Source organism: Lachnospiraceae bacterium, assembly GCA_025758065.1.
GTDB lineage: Bacteria > Bacillota > Clostridia > Lachnospirales > Lachnospiraceae > Enterocloster.
On sequence record CP107199.1, the window covers coordinates 482,862 to 504,571 of the forward strand.

The 21,710-nt window shown below is 43.1% G+C and carries 14 protein-coding genes and 2 pseudogenes; 4 read left to right on the top strand and 12 right to left on the bottom strand.

What is annotated here, in order from left to right; all coding sequences use genetic code 11:
* Window positions 1–51: 51 nt before the first annotated feature.
* Window positions 52–156, bottom strand: a pseudogene (locus tag OGM16_02240) (S26 family signal peptidase).
* Window positions 157–246: 90 nt separating this feature from the next.
* Here OGM16_02240 and OGM16_02245 point away from each other — a divergent pair.
* A pseudogene (locus OGM16_02245) lies at window positions 247–1,976 on the top strand (IS1634 family transposase).
* Window positions 1,977–2,159: 183 nt separating this feature from the next.
* On the opposite strand, the gene OGM16_02250 reads toward OGM16_02245, so the two are convergent.
* Window positions 2,160–2,990, bottom strand: coding sequence for a PRD domain-containing protein (locus tag OGM16_02250; GenBank protein UYJ47120.1), 831 nt, complete (start codon window positions 2,988–2,990; stop codon window positions 2,160–2,162).
* Between the two features lie 119 nt (window positions 2,991–3,109).
* The gene (locus OGM16_02255; GenBank protein UYJ47121.1) at window positions 3,110–5,308 is read right to left on the bottom strand and encodes a glucose PTS transporter subunit IIA; all 2,199 of its coding nucleotides are present in this window, start codon (window positions 5,306–5,308) and stop codon (window positions 3,110–3,112) included.
* Window positions 5,309–5,825: 517 nt separating this feature from the next.
* Between OGM16_02255 and OGM16_02260 the strand changes: the two genes are divergently transcribed.
* Window positions 5,826–6,683, top strand: a complete 858-nt coding sequence (locus tag OGM16_02260) for a YitT family protein (protein ID UYJ47122.1) — start codon at window positions 5,826–5,828, stop codon at window positions 6,681–6,683.
* Between the two features lie 180 nt (window positions 6,684–6,863).
* Here OGM16_02260 and OGM16_02265 read toward each other — a convergent pair whose 3' ends face one another.
* The 6 genes from OGM16_02265 to OGM16_02290 all read right to left on the bottom strand — a co-directional run bounded on the left by OGM16_02265 (window position 6,864) and on the right by OGM16_02290 (window position 14,932).
* Window positions 6,864–7,847 carry a U32 family peptidase gene (locus tag OGM16_02265; protein ID UYJ47123.1) on the bottom strand — a complete coding sequence of 328 codons (984 nt, stop codon included), beginning with the start codon at window positions 7,845–7,847 and terminating at the stop codon, window positions 6,864–6,866.
* A 144-nt stretch (window positions 7,848–7,991) separates the two neighbouring features.
* Window positions 7,992–9,608: a hypothetical protein gene (locus OGM16_02270; protein ID UYJ47124.1), complete on the bottom strand. Its 1,617-nt coding sequence runs from the start codon at window positions 9,606–9,608 to the stop codon at window positions 7,992–7,994.
* 78 nt (window positions 9,609–9,686) lie between these two features.
* On the bottom strand, window positions 9,687–11,447 hold the full coding sequence (locus OGM16_02275; protein UYJ47125.1) for a hypothetical protein: 1,761 nt from the start codon (window positions 11,445–11,447) through the stop codon (window positions 9,687–9,689).
* Between the two features lie 86 nt (window positions 11,448–11,533).
* A complete protein-coding gene (locus tag OGM16_02280) occupies window positions 11,534–12,679 on the bottom strand; it encodes a mandelate racemase/muconate lactonizing enzyme family protein (protein UYJ47126.1) in 1,146 nt (381 codons plus the stop codon).
* Window positions 12,680–12,721: 42 nt separating this feature from the next.
* On the bottom strand, window positions 12,722–13,618 hold the full coding sequence (locus OGM16_02285; GenBank protein UYJ47127.1) for an alpha/beta hydrolase: 897 nt from the start codon (window positions 13,616–13,618) through the stop codon (window positions 12,722–12,724).
* Between the two features lie 18 nt (window positions 13,619–13,636).
* Window positions 13,637–14,932 (bottom strand): SLC13 family permease, encoded by a 1,296-nt coding sequence (locus OGM16_02290; protein ID UYJ47128.1) that lies wholly within the window; start codon window positions 14,930–14,932, stop codon window positions 13,637–13,639.
* A 456-nt stretch (window positions 14,933–15,388) separates the two neighbouring features.
* Here OGM16_02290 and OGM16_02295 point away from each other — a divergent pair, with 456 nt between their 5' ends.
* Entirely contained in the window at window positions 15,389–16,327 is a 939-nt protein-coding gene (locus OGM16_02295; protein UYJ47129.1) for an AraC family transcriptional regulator, read from the top strand.
* Window positions 16,328–16,574: 247 nt separating this feature from the next.
* Here the strand turns inward: OGM16_02295 and OGM16_02300 are convergent, their stop codons facing one another.
* Window positions 16,575–18,074, bottom strand: coding sequence for a tagaturonate reductase (locus OGM16_02300; GenBank protein ID UYJ47130.1), 1,500 nt, complete (start codon window positions 18,072–18,074; stop codon window positions 16,575–16,577).
* A 644-nt stretch (window positions 18,075–18,718) separates the two neighbouring features.
* Between OGM16_02300 and OGM16_02305 the strand changes: the two genes are divergently transcribed.
* Window positions 18,719–19,765 (top strand): XdhC family protein, encoded by a 1,047-nt coding sequence (locus tag OGM16_02305; GenBank protein UYJ47131.1) that lies wholly within the window; start codon window positions 18,719–18,721, stop codon window positions 19,763–19,765.
* A 115-nt stretch (window positions 19,766–19,880) separates the two neighbouring features.
* Here OGM16_02305 and OGM16_02310 read toward each other — a convergent pair whose 3' ends face one another.
* Window positions 19,881–20,420 (bottom strand): histidine phosphatase family protein, encoded by a 540-nt coding sequence (locus OGM16_02310; protein ID UYJ47132.1) that lies wholly within the window; start codon window positions 20,418–20,420, stop codon window positions 19,881–19,883.
* A gap of 227 nt (window positions 20,421–20,647) precedes the next feature.
* Window positions 20,648–21,697: a [FeFe] hydrogenase H-cluster radical SAM maturase HydE gene (hydE, locus tag OGM16_02315; GenBank protein UYJ47133.1), complete on the bottom strand. Its 1,050-nt coding sequence runs from the start codon at window positions 21,695–21,697 to the stop codon at window positions 20,648–20,650.
* Window positions 21,698–21,710: the final 13 nt, after the last annotated feature.

Genomic DNA, 21,710 nt, shown 5'->3' on the forward strand with positions numbered 1-21,710 from the left:
CTCTCTCATTTTTGAATCCTTGTTCCGCGATCTTCTAACGCACTTAAAACACTATTTGAGCATACCCGGCTTCGGGAAGTATCGGAACAATACTTTTGCAATAATCTTTTCCCGCTTCACATAGGTATTCTGCCATCTGCGCGCATCCAGCGAATTGAAATAGGCTTATTTTTTTGTCAAATTTTCATTTTTATTATATAGTAATATTTAGTGATATACAGTATAATAGTGACAGAGGTGACTATTGTGCGTATAACAACATCAAAATCAAAAAATTCCGAGTCCTTTTACATTACTCAGTCCTATACAAATGCTAATGGGAAAAGTACTTCCAAAACCATCCGAAAATTAGGTACATTAGCTGAATTATCAGCGCAGCTCCACACGGATCGTGACGGAGTTGTTGAATGGGCAAATGAACAGGCTCGTCTTGAAACACTGAAATATAAAAGTGAAAAAGAGGATGCTACTGTTATGATCCCATTTCATTCCAACAGACTCATGGACTATAATAAGCAGAAACTTTTTTCTGGCGGATATCTTTTTCTTCAGTCTATTTACTATGGCCTTAAGCTTGATTCTGTCTGCAGAAAAATCAAAAGTCGACATAAATTCGAGTATGATCTTAATGCGATTTTATCTGATTTAATTTATACAAGGGTTCTGGAACCTTCCAGCAAAAGTTCTTCCTTCCGGGCAGCAAAACAGTTCCTTGAGACTCCAACTTATGAACTTCATGATGTTTACTGAGCTCTTTCTGTTCTTGCTTCTGAAATAGATTTTATTCAATCAGAAGTTTATAAAAACAGTTTTTTCCTCGGTGACAGAATGGATCGAATCCTTTACTATGATTGCACAAAAACTACTACTTTGAAATCGAACAGGAAGATGGAGATAAAAAATACGGAAAAAGCAAAGAGCACCGTCCGAATCCCATTATTCAAATGGGACTCTTTACAGATGGTGACGGAATACCTTTGGCTTTCTCACTCTTTCCTGAAAACCAAAATGAACAGAAATCCTTAAAACCTTTAGAAACAAAGATTCTCCAACAATTCGGCTGTGATAAGTTTATCTATTGCAGTGACGCCGGACTTGCTTCTGAGGATAACCGTGTTCTTAATTACATGGGACAGAGGGCATTTATTGTCACTCAGTCCATCAAAAAGCTGCCTGATGAAGACCGGGCATGGGCTTTAAAGAAAACTGTCTTCAAACGTCTCTCAGATGATAAACCTGTTGACCTCACAAAACTGACAGATGATGACAAGAACCATCTTTATTATAAAGACGAACCATTTACAACAAAAAAACTGGATCAAAGATTAATCATAACCTACTCCCCTAAATATGCTGCTTACCAGAAAACCATCCGTGCGGAGCAGATCTGTCGGGCAGAAAAAATGGTTGCAAATGGTTCTCTAAAAAAACAGCGTAAAAATCCAAATGATCCTGCAAGATTTGTAAATAAGGTAGCTGTAACCAACGAAGGAGAAAAAGCTAAGATCCACTATTATCTCGATACGGATAAGATTGCAGAAGAAGAAATGTATGACGGTCTTTATGCGGTATGTACCGATCTGCTTAATGATGACGTTGCAGATATCTTAAAAGTCAGTGAAGGAAGATGGCAGATTGAAGACTGTTTCAGAACTATGAAAACAGACTTTGAAGCCAGACCCATTTACTTAAACCGTGAAGACCGGATTAAAGCTCACTTCCTTACCTGCTTTCTTGCTCTGTTACATTTTCGGTTATTAAACCGCTCTCTGAAAGGAACTTATACTACAGAACAATTACTTCACACTTTAAAAGATATAAAATTTGCAGATGTAGAAGAACAGGGCTTCATGCCTGTATATGAACGTCAGGAAATCACTGACGATCTCCATGAAACCTGCGGATTCAGAACGGACTATCAATTCATAACAAAATGGAAAATGAAAGGAATTCAGAAAAAAAGTAAGCGGAGATAAAACATTACTATATTTCGTGTATGCAGATAAAAGTGCCACACCCCTTGTATTTACAGGGATTGTGGCACTTTTTTAACTAATCAACTGTCAAAGATGAGATAGTATAGCAAAAATATACGGACTTGAAAAGTGTTTTCCGCAACTTTTTCCGTTTTTGTATTTTATCATTTTATATTTTTGCATTTATGTTGCAGATTCTCCACCAGTTACCCGCCTGATATGAATCGCAAGAAATCCGGTTTCTTCTTTCGCAAACGTCATGCGCAGCTCCTGTTCCAGTTTTTTCAAAATCTGCTCAGCCAGCGCGTATTCGAATGGGAACTGCGCTTTTGCGTATGCTTCCAGATCAAGATCCGTGCGTTCTCCCTTTCTGGCCCGGGCCAGCATATAGCGGACATGACTCATCAGCCGGTTGTAACCGAGAGAGCCATAAGGAAGCTTCTTTCCGGCTCCTTCCTCGATCATGGTCATGCAGACACCTACCAGACGGGCTGTTTCCAGGGAATCCGCCAGATTCTCCTGCGCCAGTCCTGCGTGGATATGCAGGGCAATGAAACCGGCTTCATCCTCTCCAAGGATGGTTCCCGTCATTTTTTTTAAGATTTCGCATCCTTTTCTGGCCGCTTCATACTCATCTCCAAATAAAGCTGCAATATCATGCTGAAACGGATTGGGAATTTCTTTCTTCTCTCTGGCCCGTGCTACTGCCATAGCAATGTGATCTGCCATTGGGATCAGAATATCATGCTGCAGTGGTCCCATCGCCGCTTCTGCCATCTCTATGATTTTTCCGGCTGCTTCGATATAAATCGGATCAATGCCGTTTACACGGATCAGCGCCGGCGTTTTTTCGCTCACAAGTTCATAACGGCGGCCTTTCGGAAGTTCTGTCATTCGCTCTCCCATACGATGTCCGAAGCCGACCCCGTTTCCCAGAAGAATCTGCTCTTGACCGTTGGCATCATCCAGCACCAGAATTCCGTTATTGTTCAATACTTTGATTACCCGATACATAAAAAATACCTCCTGCATCTTATGCCTGTCCTGTTATTATACACGACAACCTTAGGATGCAGAAAGTACTTTTTGTTTCGTATGATAAATACTCCCTAAGTTTTTATCTTATTTTTATCTTACTTTCTTATCTGACCAATCAGCTCTAGCCGTTTCACTTGCTTTTCTCCTTCTAAGCTTAAGCTTTCTCCCTCTGTCAGTCCTGTAAAAATAACGATGCAGGCATCGCTCACTGCGTGTTCCCGGATATAGGCCGGGTCAAATTCCATGAGCTTTTCGCCTTTCTTAATTTTCTGTCCATCACTTACAAATACCGTGAAGCCTTCCCCATTCAGTTTCACAGTATCTACACCGATATGGAGCAGATATTCCGTCCCATCCGCCGCCTTCAGGCCAATCGCATGTTTGCTCGGAAATACAAACATGACTTCACCATCTTCCGGTGCCTCAACGATTCCATCTTCCGGCATAACCAGGTAGCCGTCTCCCATGGCTTTGCTGGCAAATGCCTCGTCCGGTGCCTCCGTGATTGGCTTTAATACGCCCTGGAACGGAGAGTAAAGTTTGTGGATGTTTTCTGCGATGTTCTTGCTCTCTGCCAGATTCACAGATGCTTCGGTTTCCGCAGTCACTTTGGTGCCCATATTCTCTGCACTATCTGTAGCTTCTGCGGTATCCTCCTCATGTTCCTCTGCCAGATAAGCTTCCAGCTCGGATTTGATCACAGTCACCTGCGGTCCGTAAATAATCTGGATTCCCTGCCCTTTTACGATCACGCCTACCGCGCCAGTCGACTTTAAAAGCTTTTCATCAACCAGCGACGAGTCTGCGATAGAGCAGCGGAGTCGTGTCGCGCAGCAGTCCACGGAAGTGATATTGTTTCTTCCTCCCATACCCATTGCAATGGCTGCACTCCGGCTGTCTTTACTGTTTTCTGCCTGACTGCAGCTTTCTCCCTCTTTCGCTTCAGTCCTGCGGGCATTCACATCAGCCTTCGTGTAGAGCTTCGTCTCCTCGTCATCATCCTCACGTCCCGGTGTTTTCAAATCAAATTTTTTAATCAGAAAACTGAACAAAACGTAATACAGAAGGAAATACACAACTCCTGCCGGAATGATGCGAAGCCAGCTGGTTTTCGCATTGCCCTGCAGCACACCGAAAATCACCAGATCCAGAAGACCACCGGAAAATGTAAGACCCACTGCAATGTTCAAAATATGCGCAACCATATAGGCACTTCCGGCCAGGATCACCTGAACCGCAAACAGCATTGGTGCTACAAACAGGAAAGAGAACTCAATTGGCTCTGTAATTCCGGTAAACATGCAGGCCAGCGCCGCACTTAAAAGCAGACCTCCTGCTGCCTTTTTCTTTTCCGGTTTCGCGCACCGGTACATGGCCAGCGCCGCTCCCGGAAGTCCAAAAATCATAAAAATAAACTCACCGGAAAAATACCGGGTAGCATCCGCGCTGAAATGCGTCACATCTGACGAAGCCAGCTGCGCAAAGAAAATGTTCTGGCCGCCCTGAATCAGATTTCCATCCACCATCATGGTGCCACCTACCGCAGTCTGCCAGAAAGGCATATAGAACACATGATGCAGGCCGAACGGGATCAGCGCACGCTTAATGATACCAAAAATCAGGGTTCCGAAATAACCGGTTCCTGTAACCAGACCGCCCAGCGCGAAAATGCCATTCTGGACAGCCGGCCAGATAAAGTACATCAGAATACCGATACCAACATAAGTAACGGTAGAAATAATCGGTACAAAACGGGAGCCGCCAAAAAATGACAGTGCGTTTGGCAGTTCAATCTTATAAAACCGGTTGTGGAGTGCTGCCACACCAAGTCCCACAAGAATACCGCCAAATACACCCATCTGCAGGGTCTGAATACCGCAGACACTGACAATGGTTCCCTCAAGCACATCCGAGGCAATTGTTCCGTCCGCTAAAACTTTTCCTGCTAATAAAAGCACTGCGTTGATTGATGCATGCATCACAAAAAAAGAAATCATAGCCGAAAGTGCCGCAACCTCTTTTTCCGCCTTCGCCATGCCAATGGCAACACCCACCGCAAAGATGATCGGCAGATTATCAAAAATGACGTTTCCTGCCTTGCTCATGATCATAAGCAGTGCATGCAGGACGGTTCCATTACCAAAAATCCCCTGTAAGCCATAGGTTGCAATGGTAGTCTCATTAGTGAAGGAACTTCCAATCCCCAGCAGGAGGCCAGCAACCGGAAGCACCGCAATCGGAAGCATGAAGCTGCGTCCTACTCGCTGAAGCACCCCAAAAATCTTGTCTTTCATGTTCTTTCTCCTTTTTTTCTGAGTATTCAGGTGTGTCTTTCTGACAGTTTTCACATCTCCCGAAAATTCTTCCTGCAAACGCGCAAACGTCTTTCCATTTTACGTATTTCACCTGTGCAGAAAAGAAACCTGCTCCTATCAGCATACCCAAAACAATCCGTTTCAGTTGCTTCTGGGAAGTGTAGTTTTATTTGGAAAATGAAAAAGGCATCAACCAAAAGGACATCTCTTCGATGCCCTTTCGGTTAATGCCTGCTTTACCAGTAACACGCCCAAATCTCAATTGTGTTATTAGTATAGTATGGAATGACAGATCTGTCAACTATTTATGACGCGGAAATTTGACACATTGAAATGCAAAAAAGTACCGAAAAGCCTTGAAATAGGCTTATTTTTTGTCAACTTTTTATTTTTATTATATAGTTATATTTGGTGATATATAGTACAATGAATGTTGCAGATACAGTTACAGTTCCTGGCTTAACTGTAACCAACTATAATCCCACAGAGGTGTGTCATGAACCATTCAAACAACCATGTTACAGAACTGTTCAAAGAAACTATGGTCCTTACAGCAGCTATGGCCATCGTAGCCGGAGCTGTGTACTTCTTTCTTTTACCAAGCCATGCTTCCGTAAGCAGTATCTCCGGTCTTGGTATTATCTTATCTAACTTTGTTCCTCTGCCCCTTTCAGCCATCACCATGATCTTAAATGTACTTTTACTGATCATCGGATTTTTCACCTGCGGAAAAGAATTCGGGGCTAAAACCGTATACACCAGTATTGTACTTCCCCTTTTTCTGGCCCTTTTTGAAAGGATCTTCCCGAACATCGGCTCCTTAACTGACAGTCAGGAACTGGATGTTTTATGCTATATTTTAACCGTCAGTATCGGTTTAAGCATCCTGTTTAACCGCAATGCTTCTTCCGGTGGTCTGGATATCGTTGCCAAGATCATGAACAAATATCTCCATATGGATCTTGGGAAAGCTATGTCCTTATCCGGCATGTGTGTCGCCCTTTCAGCAGCTTTGGTGTATGATAAGAAAACTGTTGTTTTAAGTGTACTGGGAACCTATTTTAACGGCATCATCCTGGACCATTTTATCTTTAACCACAATGTAAAACGGCGGGTCTGCATTATCACTAAAAAAGAGGAAGAGCTGCGGCATTTTATCATCAATGACCTGCACAGCGGCGCTACCATCTATGAATCCATCGGTGCCTACAATCTGGAAAAACGCAATGAGATCATTACCATCGTAGATAAGTCAGAATACCAGAAACTGATGAATTATATCAACCGTGAAGACCCCCATGCTTTTATCACAGTGTATACAGTGTCTGATATCCGATATCAGCCTAAAAAATAATGTCCATAAAAATGTTATTATAATCCAATTTACGTCCTAAAAAATGTATTACATCTATAAAATTATATCCTAAAAAATCTTCTCACAAAATCAAGCACAGAAAGATTCTGAGAAAAGATTTAATATAATTTTTGATATAATTCAGTGGATTTTAGTTGCCGTACATCTGGATGTTTCTACCTACCGATAATAGCACATTCCACTACACTTTCCAGCCGGACCGAATATTTCCCTTTTCATCTGTGAAATATATCTGCGTTCTGCCTTTGGTCCGGCTGGGATATTTCCAGTTTTTTCCATATCCAAGACATCTTTTAATATTTCTAATGCCTTTCGCAGATTTTTGATATCACGTTCCATATAGTCTGTGTAGTTGCCTCTTCCCACCAGTTTTAAATGAGTAACACCAGCTTTTTCCAACTGGTATAAAGCGCAGAGGCCACAGCCAGTCTGTCCACAAAGATAGCCGTCATCTTCTGGTTCATCCACATTTTCATCCACACTTTCTGCTGATACACCTTCTCTGATCCGTCCCAGTTCATAGGGTACCAGACAAAGATGACACATTTCATCGCAGTGAAGGGAATTGCAGAATGCACCGGTAAACTGGCACATTTCGTTTAGTGTGAAGGCTTCAAATTCTGTGAGGTTTCCTGCTTTGTTAATAATAGAATTCATATCTTCTATGCTGTTTTTCCTGTGAAAGATCAGGCGTTTTAAGTTCTGCTTCTCAAAGTATTTTATCATTCCGCTGTTGACCTCTGCAGTCTCTCCGCTCAAGTGGATCTCACAATTGATTCTACTCTGTCGCAGATATAAAAGCAGCGCCGGATCAGCGACGATAAAACTATTAAATCCAATGGACATACACCGTATAATAATATTAACAATTTCCGGGTATTGTTCTGGGATGTAGTATAAGGAGTTAAAGGTGAGATACACTGGCTTTTTATATTTTCTGATCATAGCAACCAGTATTTCCAGTTCGCTAAATGCACCTAACTGTACATTGGAGCAAAGTACTTCCCGGCGGTTAAGCGGCAGAAGCGTCCCGTATTTTTTTGTCCATGAATAAGGCACATAGCCGCAGAAAAACTCGTCTGCTCCTGCTTCCACATAGGGGATATATTCATCAACGGAACCAAGTCCGGCTACAATCTTCATCTGTACTCTTCCCTCCTTTCCCCACATATGTCCTCTCGGAATCTTTCATGCACCTGCCTTTGTAACTGATTTTCCGCCAGCCGCACCCGACAAAAAATCTTCTCACAAAATCAGGCGCAGAAAGATTCCGGGAGAACATACATCTTACAGCAGATTTACCACCAGTCGGTCTGTCCCTGCTGTTTTCCATTTTTGAACCATTTCTTTTATTCCTGTTTTCATTCCAACTTCATTTTCTATTCCAGATCCAAAACCAGGATCATCCTCAAAAATGCGGCTGTCCAACGCAAATAAGGAGTTGTATCTACCCACCATTTTCAGATGATCCGGATACAAGAACGCATAATCTTTACAAAATCCCGGACACTGTTTTACCAGCTTCTGCTTTCCCCGCTCTCCTGTGGTACATTTTGCATACAACGTACAATACTGGGATGTATTGGTCTGGTAAAAAGGAAGGTGCAGACTGTTCTTTCCAACAGGAAATGCCATATCATAGCCACAGCTTTCCCATTCGAATCTGGCAATGCCGTATTCTTTTTCCAGATACTCTCTGTAAAAATCGGCATTTAAACTATTTTCTTCAAGGAATTTACCGTCGGCCTCTGCTCCTGTTTGTGTCATAGTTTCCAACTTATAGTGCAGTCTTGGATCTTTCCGCCGCTTGTTTAATAAAATGCCAAGTACCGGAATCAGTAAAGACTTCTCTTTTATCATTTCTGCCATAGCCCAGTCATTGACCTGTATTTCCAAAATACTCTCATTTTTCTCACACCAGGCTTCCAACCGGTTCAGCAAAATTTTCATTCTCTCCAGCATAAATTCCCTGATATAAGAAAAAGTCATCGTTACCTGCAAACCATCTTTTCTGGCTTTTTCAAGAAGCAGAAACAACTGGTCTTCCTTTGGAAAAAGCAGATGACAGAAAGCATTTCCAATATAAAGTCTTTGCGGCCGGATATAAGAAAACCAGTACCCGGACAGATGATTCCGCTTCCAGTAGTTATCTATAAAAACTTTAAGATCTGTCGCCAGATACTCCTCATAAAGCCAGGTGGTGTCCAGCTCCACAGCCCATTCAAACTGCTCCAATGCACTCCCGGTCTCTGGCATTACCTCCGACCTGTTCTGTGACTTCTCCTCTGTCTCCCTTTCCCGGCCTGTTTCTTTCCTGCAATATTCCTGATTTTCACAGCCAAACCACCGCTTCTTCTGCTCTTCAAAGCTCTCAGCCGTCACTGCATCCCCATTTGTCGGATAAACTGTCATGGCACTGGCCAGTTCATTCTCATCCCCGGTCAGTTTTAAACGGATATAACGGTCATACCACAGAAGCATTGCCTGAACCTGTTCCCGATATTCCCCATATTCTCTATATTCTTTATTTTCTTTGCATCCTTCGTATTCCCTGCTTTTCCCATTTTCTGTTTCATCTGCATCCATATCGCCCATATTATCCGGTATATCACCTATATTATCCAGATATAGGGTATACTCATAGTAAAATTCATATTTCCCACTGCATTCCAGTTTATAAGAATGCAGCTCTACCTGCTCATACTCCAGCTTCGGATAATGATAAAAGCAGACTCGAAATAATTCCGGGTCTGCTATTTTTTCTGCTGTGCGGAAAGTAAAGCCGTTTTCCGCAAGCTCTATTATACGAATTTCTTTTTCACCGGCAAAACCGGCAACAAGGCCAAATGGCAGCATGGACACGCCCTGTATTTTTCCATGCTTTTGTTTCAATCCATGATACATAATGTTATTCCTTTTTGTCCGGTTATCACTTTTGGTCTATTATATAACACTTCATCAAAAAAAGTCCAGACAGAAACTTTATTTACAGATACTGTTGATCCAGGAGATCAGCTCTCCCTCATAATCAGCATCTCCATGTGGCTGTGCCCACACTAATGCGTAATCTACATCTGAATCCGTCTTATCCTCCAGAGCAAGAGCCAGAACTGCCGCTACAGACAGTGATGTATTTCCGTCCTCTGTTCCTACCCGTATACGGATATGGTCTGCTGCATCAGCCTGCTTATCCGTTCCAATATAATTCATGGGATTTAACAGTTTCCTGCTTTCTTCCACTTTCTTATCACCGGAAACACTGCCATAAGCTTCCATATATGTTTCATACTCATCCGGGAACTGGGCCTTTAAATTTTCCAGTATATCTGCAATATAAGGATCGAAATGCTTATACCGGTTAGCTTCATCTCCAAATTCCATATTTTCCGCAGAATTATCGGTCATTTCCAAATTATCAAAGGCCATGACCTTCTTCATTCTTGGATTGGAAACAGAAAGATACATATCGTAATCAGAGATCTCAGCTGTCTTTCCATCCCACTTCAGATAACCAGTAAGATCTGTTCCGGCCACTTCCGTTCCCCTTCCTTTCGGACCTTTACCTGAAGTTGTATAATTTCCCTTCAGATAGTCATCCAGAGAATAGGAAACAGATAAACTGCCGTCTTCCAGCCTTGTAAGGTACGTAGTAGCTGCATCTTCTGTCTCTTTTACCATGTAATCATAAAAACTGCCGCTCTTTCCATCATCACTTAAAGTCAACGGTTCTCCTGTTTTTGGATCTTTCAGTCCAAGGCCGTTGATATAAGCTGCATAAGCTGAGGACATCTCCTTTGATAACGCCTGTTCAAACGCAGTGGCTGTACCAGTTTCCCCTGTCATATCATTGCTGTAATCAGGAAGATCTGCATACATCCACTCATAAGCCAGATCTGCATGATCCAGATCTGTGATCGGACAGTAAACCTGTGCTGCATACACATCATCCGTAGAATCCATGACTGCGCCGATCTCTTCCAGATAAACTTTGTAATCTTCACTGTTTCCTGTAGTTCCTAAAAGAGCACTCATTGCTCCCCCTGCGCTGGTTCCAATGGAAATGATCTTATTGGCATCACCTGCCATTACCTTATCATTTGCCTTTAAAAAGCGCACACCTGCCTTTAAATCAACCAGACCTGCCGGGGATTTTCCAATATAGCTTCCGTCCTCTGACTGTGTCTCCTTGCCTCTGCTGGCAGGTGATACAAATACATATCCCTGCTCCAGATATTCTTTTGTTTTATCAGAGATCTTTGAAGCATCTGCCTCTGCATATCCGCCAACACCATTTTTGTAGATAATAGGTGCGCTCTGGGCTGTGTAACCGTTTATCTCACCCGTCTCATTGATGGTTCCGTCTGCATTCATATATGCCGCAGGAACATAAATATTCATGCATTCCTTTACCGGGTCAACGGGATTTTCGCAGTAGACCACGTATTCCAGACTGTAACAGTCATAGTCCTCATTGTAAACCCATTTATCTTTATAATCAGCCAGATCCATGCTTCCTGTAAGAAGCTCAGAAATGTCTGGGGTCTGTGCCATTCCCATTCCTTCATAAAATGGCTTATTCCCTTTGTCACCTTTCTGACCTTTGGGGGGCATTTTCGTTACTGCTTCCTGTGCCTTTTCTGTTGTTTCTGCCTGTGTCTTGGTCTGTACAGGTGCCTGGTTGCTACTGCATCCAGTTGCTACCACAGCTGCTAAAATCGCTGTCAATATCAGTTCTTTTTTCATCGCTTTACTCTCCTTTGCCGCAACTAATCATAGAGAATAAATGTGACAAAACTGTGGTCAAATTGTGTTTTCTATTCGATTTTACATTACCAGTCTTTCACAGAACCATCAAAGGCTCTGCGAGCTGCATTGCTGCCACGTTCATTAGCCGGATACAGATCTTCTGCATCATCTGCCAGTTCCACGCCAATACCAGGTGCCTCCGGGATCAGCATACAGCCGTTCTCAAAGCGGAGTGGTTCTTTTACCATCTTGTCTTCTGCACCATTTAAGCAGAAACCAGGCAGTTCCTGGATACCAAGGTTTGAAATGGACGCGCAGATCTGCAGGCAAGCTGCTGTGGACACCGGTCCTAGTGGATTATGAGGAATCACAAGGACATCATGTGCTTCTGCCAGTGCGCAGATTTTTTTGCTGGCAGTGATACCGCCTACTGCACACACATCCGGACGGACATACTGGCAGGCGTGGCGTGACATCAGCACCTCAAACTCGCGCAGGTCGATAAAACGCTCTCCTGTAGCAATAGGAACACCCACCTTGGATGCTACCTCTGCCATGGTATCTACATTATCCGGTGGAACCGGATCCTCCAATATCATAGGTCGGTAAGGCTCTACTGCACGGCCAAACGCAACCGCTTCCGGCAGTGTCATGCCCCGATGCACTTCCAGCACAAAATCAAAATCATTTCCAACAGCTTCACGGCATACCCGTACCTTTTCCACTTCACGTTCAATGCGGCTGGAATAAAATTCTCCTTTTCCATCTGGTGCGCTGACCGGACCGTTGCAGAAGATCTTTGCAGCTGTAAAGCCCATTTCCTGCAACTGCTGATACTGCTTTGCAAGCTCATTGTTATCTTCTGTGAGATGCATAACAGATGCATATACACGCACTTTTTCGCGGGTCTTTCCGCCTAAAAGCTCATAAACCGGAACTCCAAGTGCCTTACCCTTAATATCCCACAGAGCAATATCAATAGCAGAAATAGCACTCATGATCACTGAACCGCGGAAATACACGGAACGCAGGAAATTCTGATTAAAATCCTCAATGCGGAATGGATCTTTTCCGATCAGGTAATCTGCAAACTTTTCAATAGCTGCTGCTGTGGCCTGTAAATATCCCCAGTTGCCAGCCTCGCCAAGACCTGTGATCCCGGCATCAGTATATATCTGTACAAACAGATAATGCTTTGCAAAACGCAGCTTTACATCTGTAATCTTCATTGTCTTACTCCTCATATAATATCTTTTCTTCTGACATTTGTTCTATCTTAAATGCTCCTGAAAAAATTTGTACTGACGATCCAGTGCCCGTTCCCAGCCTGATGTCCGATTTGTAGTAAATCCATGCATAGCTTCGATAATTCGCTGCATAGTCACACAGACCCCTGCTTTTGCCAGACGCATTCCAAATGCTTCTGTCTCATCTCTAAGGCTGTCTTCCCCTGCTGATATAATCAGACAATCCGGAAATACAGCCAATGCCTCATCTTTGGCAAATGCAGGTGAACAAAGTGGATCCGATGCATCAGCATCTCCTACATAAAAATCAGTATACATTTTTTCTGTTTGTGCACGCTTCACCCAAAACGGATCTTTTTTCAGTTCTTCTGACAGCCTTTCTACTGGGTCAACAGTATTATCTGTGGGAAAATATTCCATCAACGCACAGCAGGGATTCAGTTCTTTCGTCTCCGCATTTTTGATCAAAACTGATGCCACCAGATTACCACCAGCACTGTGTCCGGCAAGAATAATCTTTTCCTTATCAATTCCAAGCTCTGCTGCATGTTCAAATACATAACTTACAATTTCATAAGCTTCTTCCGCTGCAAAAGGAAATGGTGCTTCCGGTGCAAGGCTGTAATCAACATCCCAGACCATACAATTCAGCTGCTCCATAACCCAGCAACAATATCTGCGATCCCGGTCTGTACGTCCTTTCAAAAATCCGCCGCCATGAAAATTTAAAAGCAGTGCAGCCTGCTCTGGTAAATTATCCGGACGTTCTTCGAAAACATGCACAGTTTTTCCATTTTTTGTATGGACCCAGAGCTCCTGTTCTTTTCCCGGCAGTGCAGCAAGTTCTTCCGGACTTACCGGACCAAATCGGTCCCGGCTGCGTACCATATCTGCAATTGCAATTTTCTCTTCCCGCGTCATAACAATGTTCTCCCTTCTTTAAAATGCAGGAAATACAGTCATGGTATAAAAGATGTAAATAAATGGCAGGAATAACGTGATCAATACACCGCTCTTAAAAATTGCCCGTAAATCATAACCGCCATCAGCCATACACATTGGTACAGCCGGAGTTGCCATAGGTGTTAAAAATGCAGTCAGAGAACCTGCATTAACTAACAGTACCAGTCCAGTCGGATTTGCTCCCAATGCAGAACAGGTCAGAAGACAGATTGGAACAAATACTGCAGATACGGAACGGTTCAGCATAAACTGGGTAAGTACGAATGGAATCAGGAAAAACAGTGCACCTAATACATAATTGTTATGAGTTCCGCCAACAGCAGATGCCAGGGCATTTCCAATCATATCGCCTGCTCCGGTATTGGTCAAAGCTGTTCCCAAAGCCAATGCACCCACAAACAGCATCAGCATATCCCAGGGAATATCACGCAATGCAGATTTATGGTCTACAACCCCAAACAATACCATTAGGAGACTTCCGGTCAATGCGACTGACCATGTAGTAAGATGTAATTTATTGGAAAAAATAAGGCACAAGATCGTACCGAAGAAAACAACTATCCCAATCTTATCTACAGTTGGACTAAGTTTTTGTGCCCGCTTTCCTGTATTCTGATTTTCCAGAGCTTCAATAGGAACTACTGGTGTTTTAGGAGTAAATTTGGGTCCAACCAGTAATGCCCATAATGGAACAATAATAAGGATCGGCCATGTACCAATTGTAAAATCAACTGCACGAATGCTCATGCCAGTAAATCCATAGGTTTCCATAAATCCTGTAAACTGTCCTGCCTGCTGGATGGCAGTGGATAATGGCAGGATACCGCAGCATGCTACGCATACGACCATGATCGGGAACATGTATTGAGAACGACTGTGACCAGTATTATCGCAAAAAGCTGCCAGCAGGGGACTTACGATCGCATATACAACCATCGGACTGGCAATAAAGTTAGTCAGTAGTATAGCAATCAGGATATATCCAAAATAGGCTGTGAGAAAACTTCCTCTTGTCAATTTCATAATGGCACTACACATTCCATCTACCAGAGATGTGCGGCGGAAACCTGCTGCTACTATAAACATAGTTGCCATAAGCAGCGTATTAACATTTGAAAAACCAGCCAGTGCGCCAGCTGCATCAATGCAGCCTGTAAAATACAATGCAGTCAGAGAGATCATTGCTGTCAGCCACATTGGTATCTTATTCATCATATAGCTGACCAGAGTAGCTACAAAGATCACCATACAGATCATCATTTGAGTATTCATATTCTTTTACCTTCCATTATTACATCATTATTAATATAGTCTGAAAACTCCATAAGCTTTTAGCTGCCCGGGCCTGGCTTATTGTTATGCTTAATTTAACAAAAGATTGCCTTTTTGTCGCTGCAAAATATTTGAAGTTTTTTCGCCTTCTTATTCTCCCTGCTTCATTTTCTGTTTCTCCATCTTCAATCTATACTTACTTAAAATCCAAACATTTCCCCTGTAATTTTTGCCAATTTCCTATTACACCTCTTGTGCATTTTGCCTGTTTCATGGAAGTTTATTTTGTATATATACAGAAACAATCATTGACAGAAGCCATATTGACCGTTATTCTAAAGTCAGGTCTGCAAATGATATTTTATTTTTTCCAAATTTTACAACAGGGAAAATATTTGGATTTTAAAAGAATAAAATGAAGTATAAAGATTTTAAAAAAATAAAATGGAGTACAAAATGGAAGAAACCTGTTATGAAATGAACCTGCCCCGTGAAAATATCCATCTGCGCTGCTTTGCACACAGCATCATGAATTACCGTTATCACTGGCATACGGATAAATATGAGCTGAGCATCGTCCTTCATGGAACTCAGGAATATTGCCGTGGTACAGAGACTCATTCTCTTTCAGAGGATGACCTTATCCTGACTGCCCCCGGCAATGGACACGCCTCCATGCGCCAGCAGCCTGGCACCCGGGCTCTTGTCCTGCATTTTCCGTCAAATGCCCTGAAATTTTTAGTTAAAAAGGGATATATTTACCAGTTTCCTACCTGCCTTTCCAATGAAAGCAATCGCTACGAAGATCGTTTCTGCCATATCCGCTTTTATGTGAGCCAGCTATGGCAATCATTAGAATGTGGCGGCGTCTATGCCCAGTTAAGCGCAAAAGCAAACCTGGAACTGCTTCTGATCACGCTTTTTACAGAATTTGATCCCCAACAGATCAATCTGATCTCGGAAGAAGACAAACGACGTGCTACGATCCGCCTTCTCCTCAGTTATGTAGAGGAACATTATGCAGAAAAATTATCCCTGGAGGATCTGGCAGACTACGCCCAGTACAACCGGACCTATGTTTCAACTCTATTTAAACAAATGGTAGGTATCAATTTCCACGAATATCTCACAAGAGTACGATTTCAACATGCATTAAATGACCTGACCTACACTAATGAAAATCTGACAGACATTGCATTAAAAAATGGCTTCCCTGATTTAAAGACTCTGACTTCCCGCTTCCGTTCTACTTTTCATCGCACTCCTGCCCAGTACCGTGCGATGTTAAAGCCAGATGAAGTGCTTTATGCTAATGTACGGAAATATCTGAATCCAAATGATACGATCCTGAGAGAAAAGCTAAAAGAATACGCGAAAACGGGACTGATACAATAATACTTAAAAAACGTGTACCATCAGGCACATTATTAAAAGGCTGCCCGCTTTCGGACAGCCTTTCTGTTACTTACACGATATAATGAGTCCAAAAGAAAAACAAGCGACACCGAAGGTGGCATTTGTTTTTCTTGGACCATTAACGAAGGTTTCGCCTGCGTTAGCAGGCAGTAGAGCGCGTCAGCGCGGGAAACCTGAGTTTACTCTTTGATATTGTGGTCAAAAGGTATTTTGTATCCTTTTCATATTACAGGCAGCTAGCATATGCAGCCTTAGCGCCTTTTTCACGGATCAGCTTCAGGTCAGCTGCAACCTTAGCTTCCAGACCTTCGATCTGGGTCAGATCCTGATCCCACATCTTCTCATTGGTCAGGACTGCATGTACCAGTTCTTCTGCAGAATCAGCCTTGTGATCGTTGTAGAATTCCAGTACCCAACGGTCATCACTTACAGTATACTCATTTCCAGCCGGACGCTTGCAAACCAGGCCTGCATCAGTAAGAGACTGAATATCATTGCTGTAGAATGCAATGTATGCAGCCAGTGACATGGTCAGGCACTCTGGCAGAACACCTTTTTCCTTGATATATTCCAGGAAGGATGGCATATTTCTTGCTTTCCACTTAGAGGTGGAGTTTAAGGAAATGCTCATCAGTTCATGGTTTACAAATGGGTTATTGAAACGGTCAGATACAGCTGCTGCAAAGTTTAACAGGTCATTCTTGTCCAGCGGAAGGGTTGGGATAACCTCATCGTAGAGCATCTTGTTCATGAAGCCCTTAATGGTCTCATCGTTCATACAATCACGAACAATGTTCTCACCAGCCAGGTAAGCACCCAGAACGAAACCTGTATGAGCACCGTTTAAGATACGGACTTTTCTCTTCTTATATGGGCTCATATCTGGAGTAACGAATACCTTGTCTAACAGACCAGCCTTCTTAAATGGCAGTACATCATTTAACTTCTCATCGCCTTCGATTACCCACACGCCAAATACTTCACCAACGTCTGTCAGAGGATCTTCATAGCCGTTCTTTGCATCCAGAGCCTTAACTTCTTCTGCATCACGGATACGTCCTGGAACGATACGGTCTACTAAGGAACCACAGAAGGTGCAGTCTTCATTTACATACTTCTTAAAGTCAGCGCCCAGCTCCCACTGATCAATGTACTGGTTTACGCACTTTAACAGCTCTTTACCGTTGTTGTCGATCAGCTCGCAGGCCAGCATGATGATCCCTGACTTACCGGCCTGGAAACGATGATACAGAACCTGGGTCAGCTTTCCCGGGAAGCTTGATGGTGGGCAGTCATCCTTCTTGCAGGATGGATCATACTGGATACCAGCTTCTGTGGTGTTGGAAACGATGATCTGCAGATCGTCGCTTGCAGCAACCTCCATCATCTTGTCGTAATCAGCCTTCTCATATGGGTTTAAGCAGTTAGCAACACTGGAGATCACGCGCTTGTCATCTACCTTTTTGCCGTTTTCGCTTCCGCGCAAGTACAGAGTATACAGACCTTCCTGCTCATTGATCATCTTTGCAAGACCTGGTGCGATCGGCTGTACCAGGCAGCACTTGCCGTTCCATCCGGCCTTCTCATTTGCAAGGTCAAACCAATAATCTACAAATGCGCGAAGGAAGTTTCCCTCACCAAACTGTAAAACCTTCACTGGAGCATCCTCCAGGATATAGCCATCGTAACCGGATTTCTTTAATACATCATAATTCAGAAGTGCCATAATTTAAATATTCTCCTTTCCTAATGCGGACCATTCCCTCTTTTTATTTCCTGTTTCTCTTTCCGGACTCTTCCGGCGTTTCCCGGAATCCCTTTCCGAAACCCCGGAATGTCCTTTCTGAAATGCAGTATACCACACTTTTTCCACTTTTCAAATACAAAATTGTAAATACTTACATAAATTTTGTAAACACTTACATTTTCCGTTGTTTTCCTGGAAAATGCTGGAAATTTTCCTTCTGAAATGCCTTTAAACATACTCCGTAAGCATCTTTATTTTTTTGTATAGAGCTTATTATTTTTCAGGAATGCTGCTTGCCCCCGTTCTCTTACAATGGTATAATAAGAATTAATATTTACAGACCGTTATTAAAAATATTCAATAACAGTTTACGGTAACTGACGCACATGCCATTGGCATGTTGTGCATAAGCAAAACAATATGTACTAGTACATCGTTTCGTAAATAACTGTACTAATCACGCAGGATGCGGATTTGAGTGTGCAGGTCTAAAAACGCAGGCGTAGCGGGCTACGCTGAGGCTTTTAGGCCTGTGCAATCAGATTCGCAGACAAGTGAGTGGTATAGTTATTTCAAAAACGATGTACTAGAAACGTACATGGATCAAAATGGGGGTTGTAAAAATGTCAGGAACAACAGAATTTAAAGATGTATACGAAGCTATAGCAAGTGTAAGTCCCAACCGTCAGAATATCCTTTACACCATTTTAGAGAAGGATGCTTTCGGGGAAAAAGCTTTCTTTTCAGATGAAAAGCTGATATGGGAAAGTACAAAAGGTGGATTCTTCTCTCAAAATCAGGAAGAAATAAGAAAACTCCATGATAGCGGACAGAGTACAGCAGCGGGAAAAAAGCTGTTCTGCGACTGCTTGGGTGGAGAAAAGCGCCTGGTGATCTGCGGCGGCGGCCATGTTTCCATGCCAGTGATCCAGCTTGGTGCCATGATGGAATTTACAGTAACAGTTTTAGAGGACCGGCCTCTTTATGCAAATAATGCCAGAAGAGCCGGTGCCCATCAGGTGATCTGCGACTCCTTTGAAAATGGCCTTGACCAGACCAAAGGCTCCAAGGATACTTATTTTATCATCCTTACCAGAGGCCACAGATATGACCAGATCTGCTTAGAGCGGATCGCTAAAATGCCCCATGCCTATATCGGTATGATCGGCAGCCGCAAGCGTGTGGCAAAAGTAAAAGAAGTTTTGATTGAAAATGGTACTGACCCGGAAGTTCTAAATCAGGTCTACACTCCCATTGGCTTAAATATCGGTGCGGAAACACCAGCAGAAATTGGTGTTGCCATTATGGCGGAGATCATTCAGGTAAAGAACCAGAAGCTGAAAAGCTGCGGTTTTCCAACGGAAATATCCCGCTTCTTAAATAATCATTCTCCTGAACGGCTTCCGGCCATCCTGACTACCATTGTAGCCCGCCGTGGCTCCGCTCCACGCAGCGTAGGCACAAAAATGTTAGTCCTTCAGGACGGAACCATTATCGGCACCATCGGCGGCGGCTGTATGGAATCCGCTGTTGTACGCCGCGCCCTGGAAATGATCCATGATGATGACCACTCTCCGATCCTTTATCACGGGGATCTTACCGGACAGGACGCTGAAGATGATGGTATGGTCTGTGGCGGAGTAGTGGATATTTTGATGGAGCAGGTCTGATCCTGATACATCATTTTCAAAATAACAGAGCATTTCTTCTAAACGGACATGTCACCTGCAATGATCCACTCACCTGCTGCTTATTGCTTCGCAACAGGTGAGTGGATCATTTCGTTTAAAAATCATATCTTTTTATCTCGCAGTTTTGGATCCCATAAGCTGCAAATTCTTCATTTGTCATGTCATGGAAATAGGACTGCACCACTCTGGCAATGCCATTGTGGGCTACCAGGATATATGTTTTCTCATCTGACTTATCTTTGATCTCATCTAAGAGATTATAGATCCGCTGAGCCAGACGCAACATAGACTCCCCGCCTTCATAGCTGCATGCAAAGGACTGTTTGGCCTTTTTAAAGTCTTCACCACCTCTGGGTGTGGACTCCCATATGCCAAAATTCTGCTCTTTTAACCGTAATTCCTCACGGGCCGGAATGCCCGTGATCTCAGAAATATGTTTTGCCGTATCTGCAGCCCGCATCAGAGGTGAATACAGGATCTCGTCTGCATGGATCTTTTCTTCTAAAATCTTCTTTCCTGTCTCTATGGCCTGCTCATGACCAAGCTGTGTCAAAGCAATATCTGTTGCTCCGCAGATCTTTCCTTCCACATTCCATACTGTCTGGCCATGTCTTACAAAATAAAAATGTCCCATTGTCCTATTTCCTCCTGCTGAATTTGATGTTCTCCCTGAATCTTTCTGTGCCTGATTTTGTGAGAAGATTTTTTGTCAGTTGTACCCAAATTTCTGAGGTGTACGCAGTGCGTACATTGATGAAATTCGGGTACGGCTGGCGAAAAATCGGCCACAAAAGCAGGTGCAGGGAAGACTCCGAGAGAACATTTTGTAAATATATATTTTGTCCTGTTACAGCATAAACACTACAAAGCCACATCCCCTCTGTCTTCCACCAGTTCAAAACCAACAGACTTCACCCGGTTCTTAAGACAGACTCTGCACTCAGCCGCTTCATCGCCGGTACAGATCTTATTATCATACAGTTCATACTTTTTACGGTCTTTCACTGGAGATAAATTGGGCATCACTACGTTTGCGCCTGCCAGCAGTCCCTTTTCTCTCCCCCTTGGATCTGCGGTTCCCAGAGCTGTTGTTGCAGGAAGCAGACATTTTGGAAGAATGATACGCAAAACCGATAATAAAAACAGCGTCAATTCCACACTTCCTGCAGGCTCATCAGCGAATTTGGTATCATGATGTGGGATAAATGGTCCGATCCCTACCATTTCCGGGTTTAATTCTTTTAAAAATACCAGATCTTCTGCCAGACACTCTAAAGTCTGCCCCGGTGCACCCACCATAAAACCTGCGCCAGTCTGATATCCCAGATCTTTTAGATCCTGCAGACACTGTTTTCTATTTGCAAGACTCATCTGTTCTGGATGGAGATAACAGTAGTGATCTTCATTTGCCGTTTCATGGCGCAGCAGATACCGGTCTGCTCCTGCTTCTTTGTAAAGGCGGTAGCTTTCCTTTGTTTTCTCTCCAATGGAAAGAGTAATGGCACAGTCTGGATAAGCGCTTCGGATCTTCTTAACGATCTCCACGATCTTATCATCCGTAAAATAAGGATCTTCGCCTCCCTGGAGCACAAAGGTGCGAAAGCCCAGTTCATAACCATTTTTACAGCAGTCTAAAATCTCTTCTTTTGTGAGACGGTAACGGCTGGCATTTTTATTGTCCCGGCGGATACCGCAGTAATAGCAGTTGTTTTTACAGAAATTGGTAAATTCGATGAGACCGCGCATGTAGACCTTATTTCCATAATATTTCTGGCGGAGTCTATCTGCTTCTTTTCTCAGACAGATCACAATTTTCTCATCTTTATAAGCAGATAACAGTTCTATATATTCATTTTTTTCAAGATAACTCTGACGGATCAGTTTTTCTGCCAGTTCAAGTGATTGTTTCATTCTATCTTCCTCA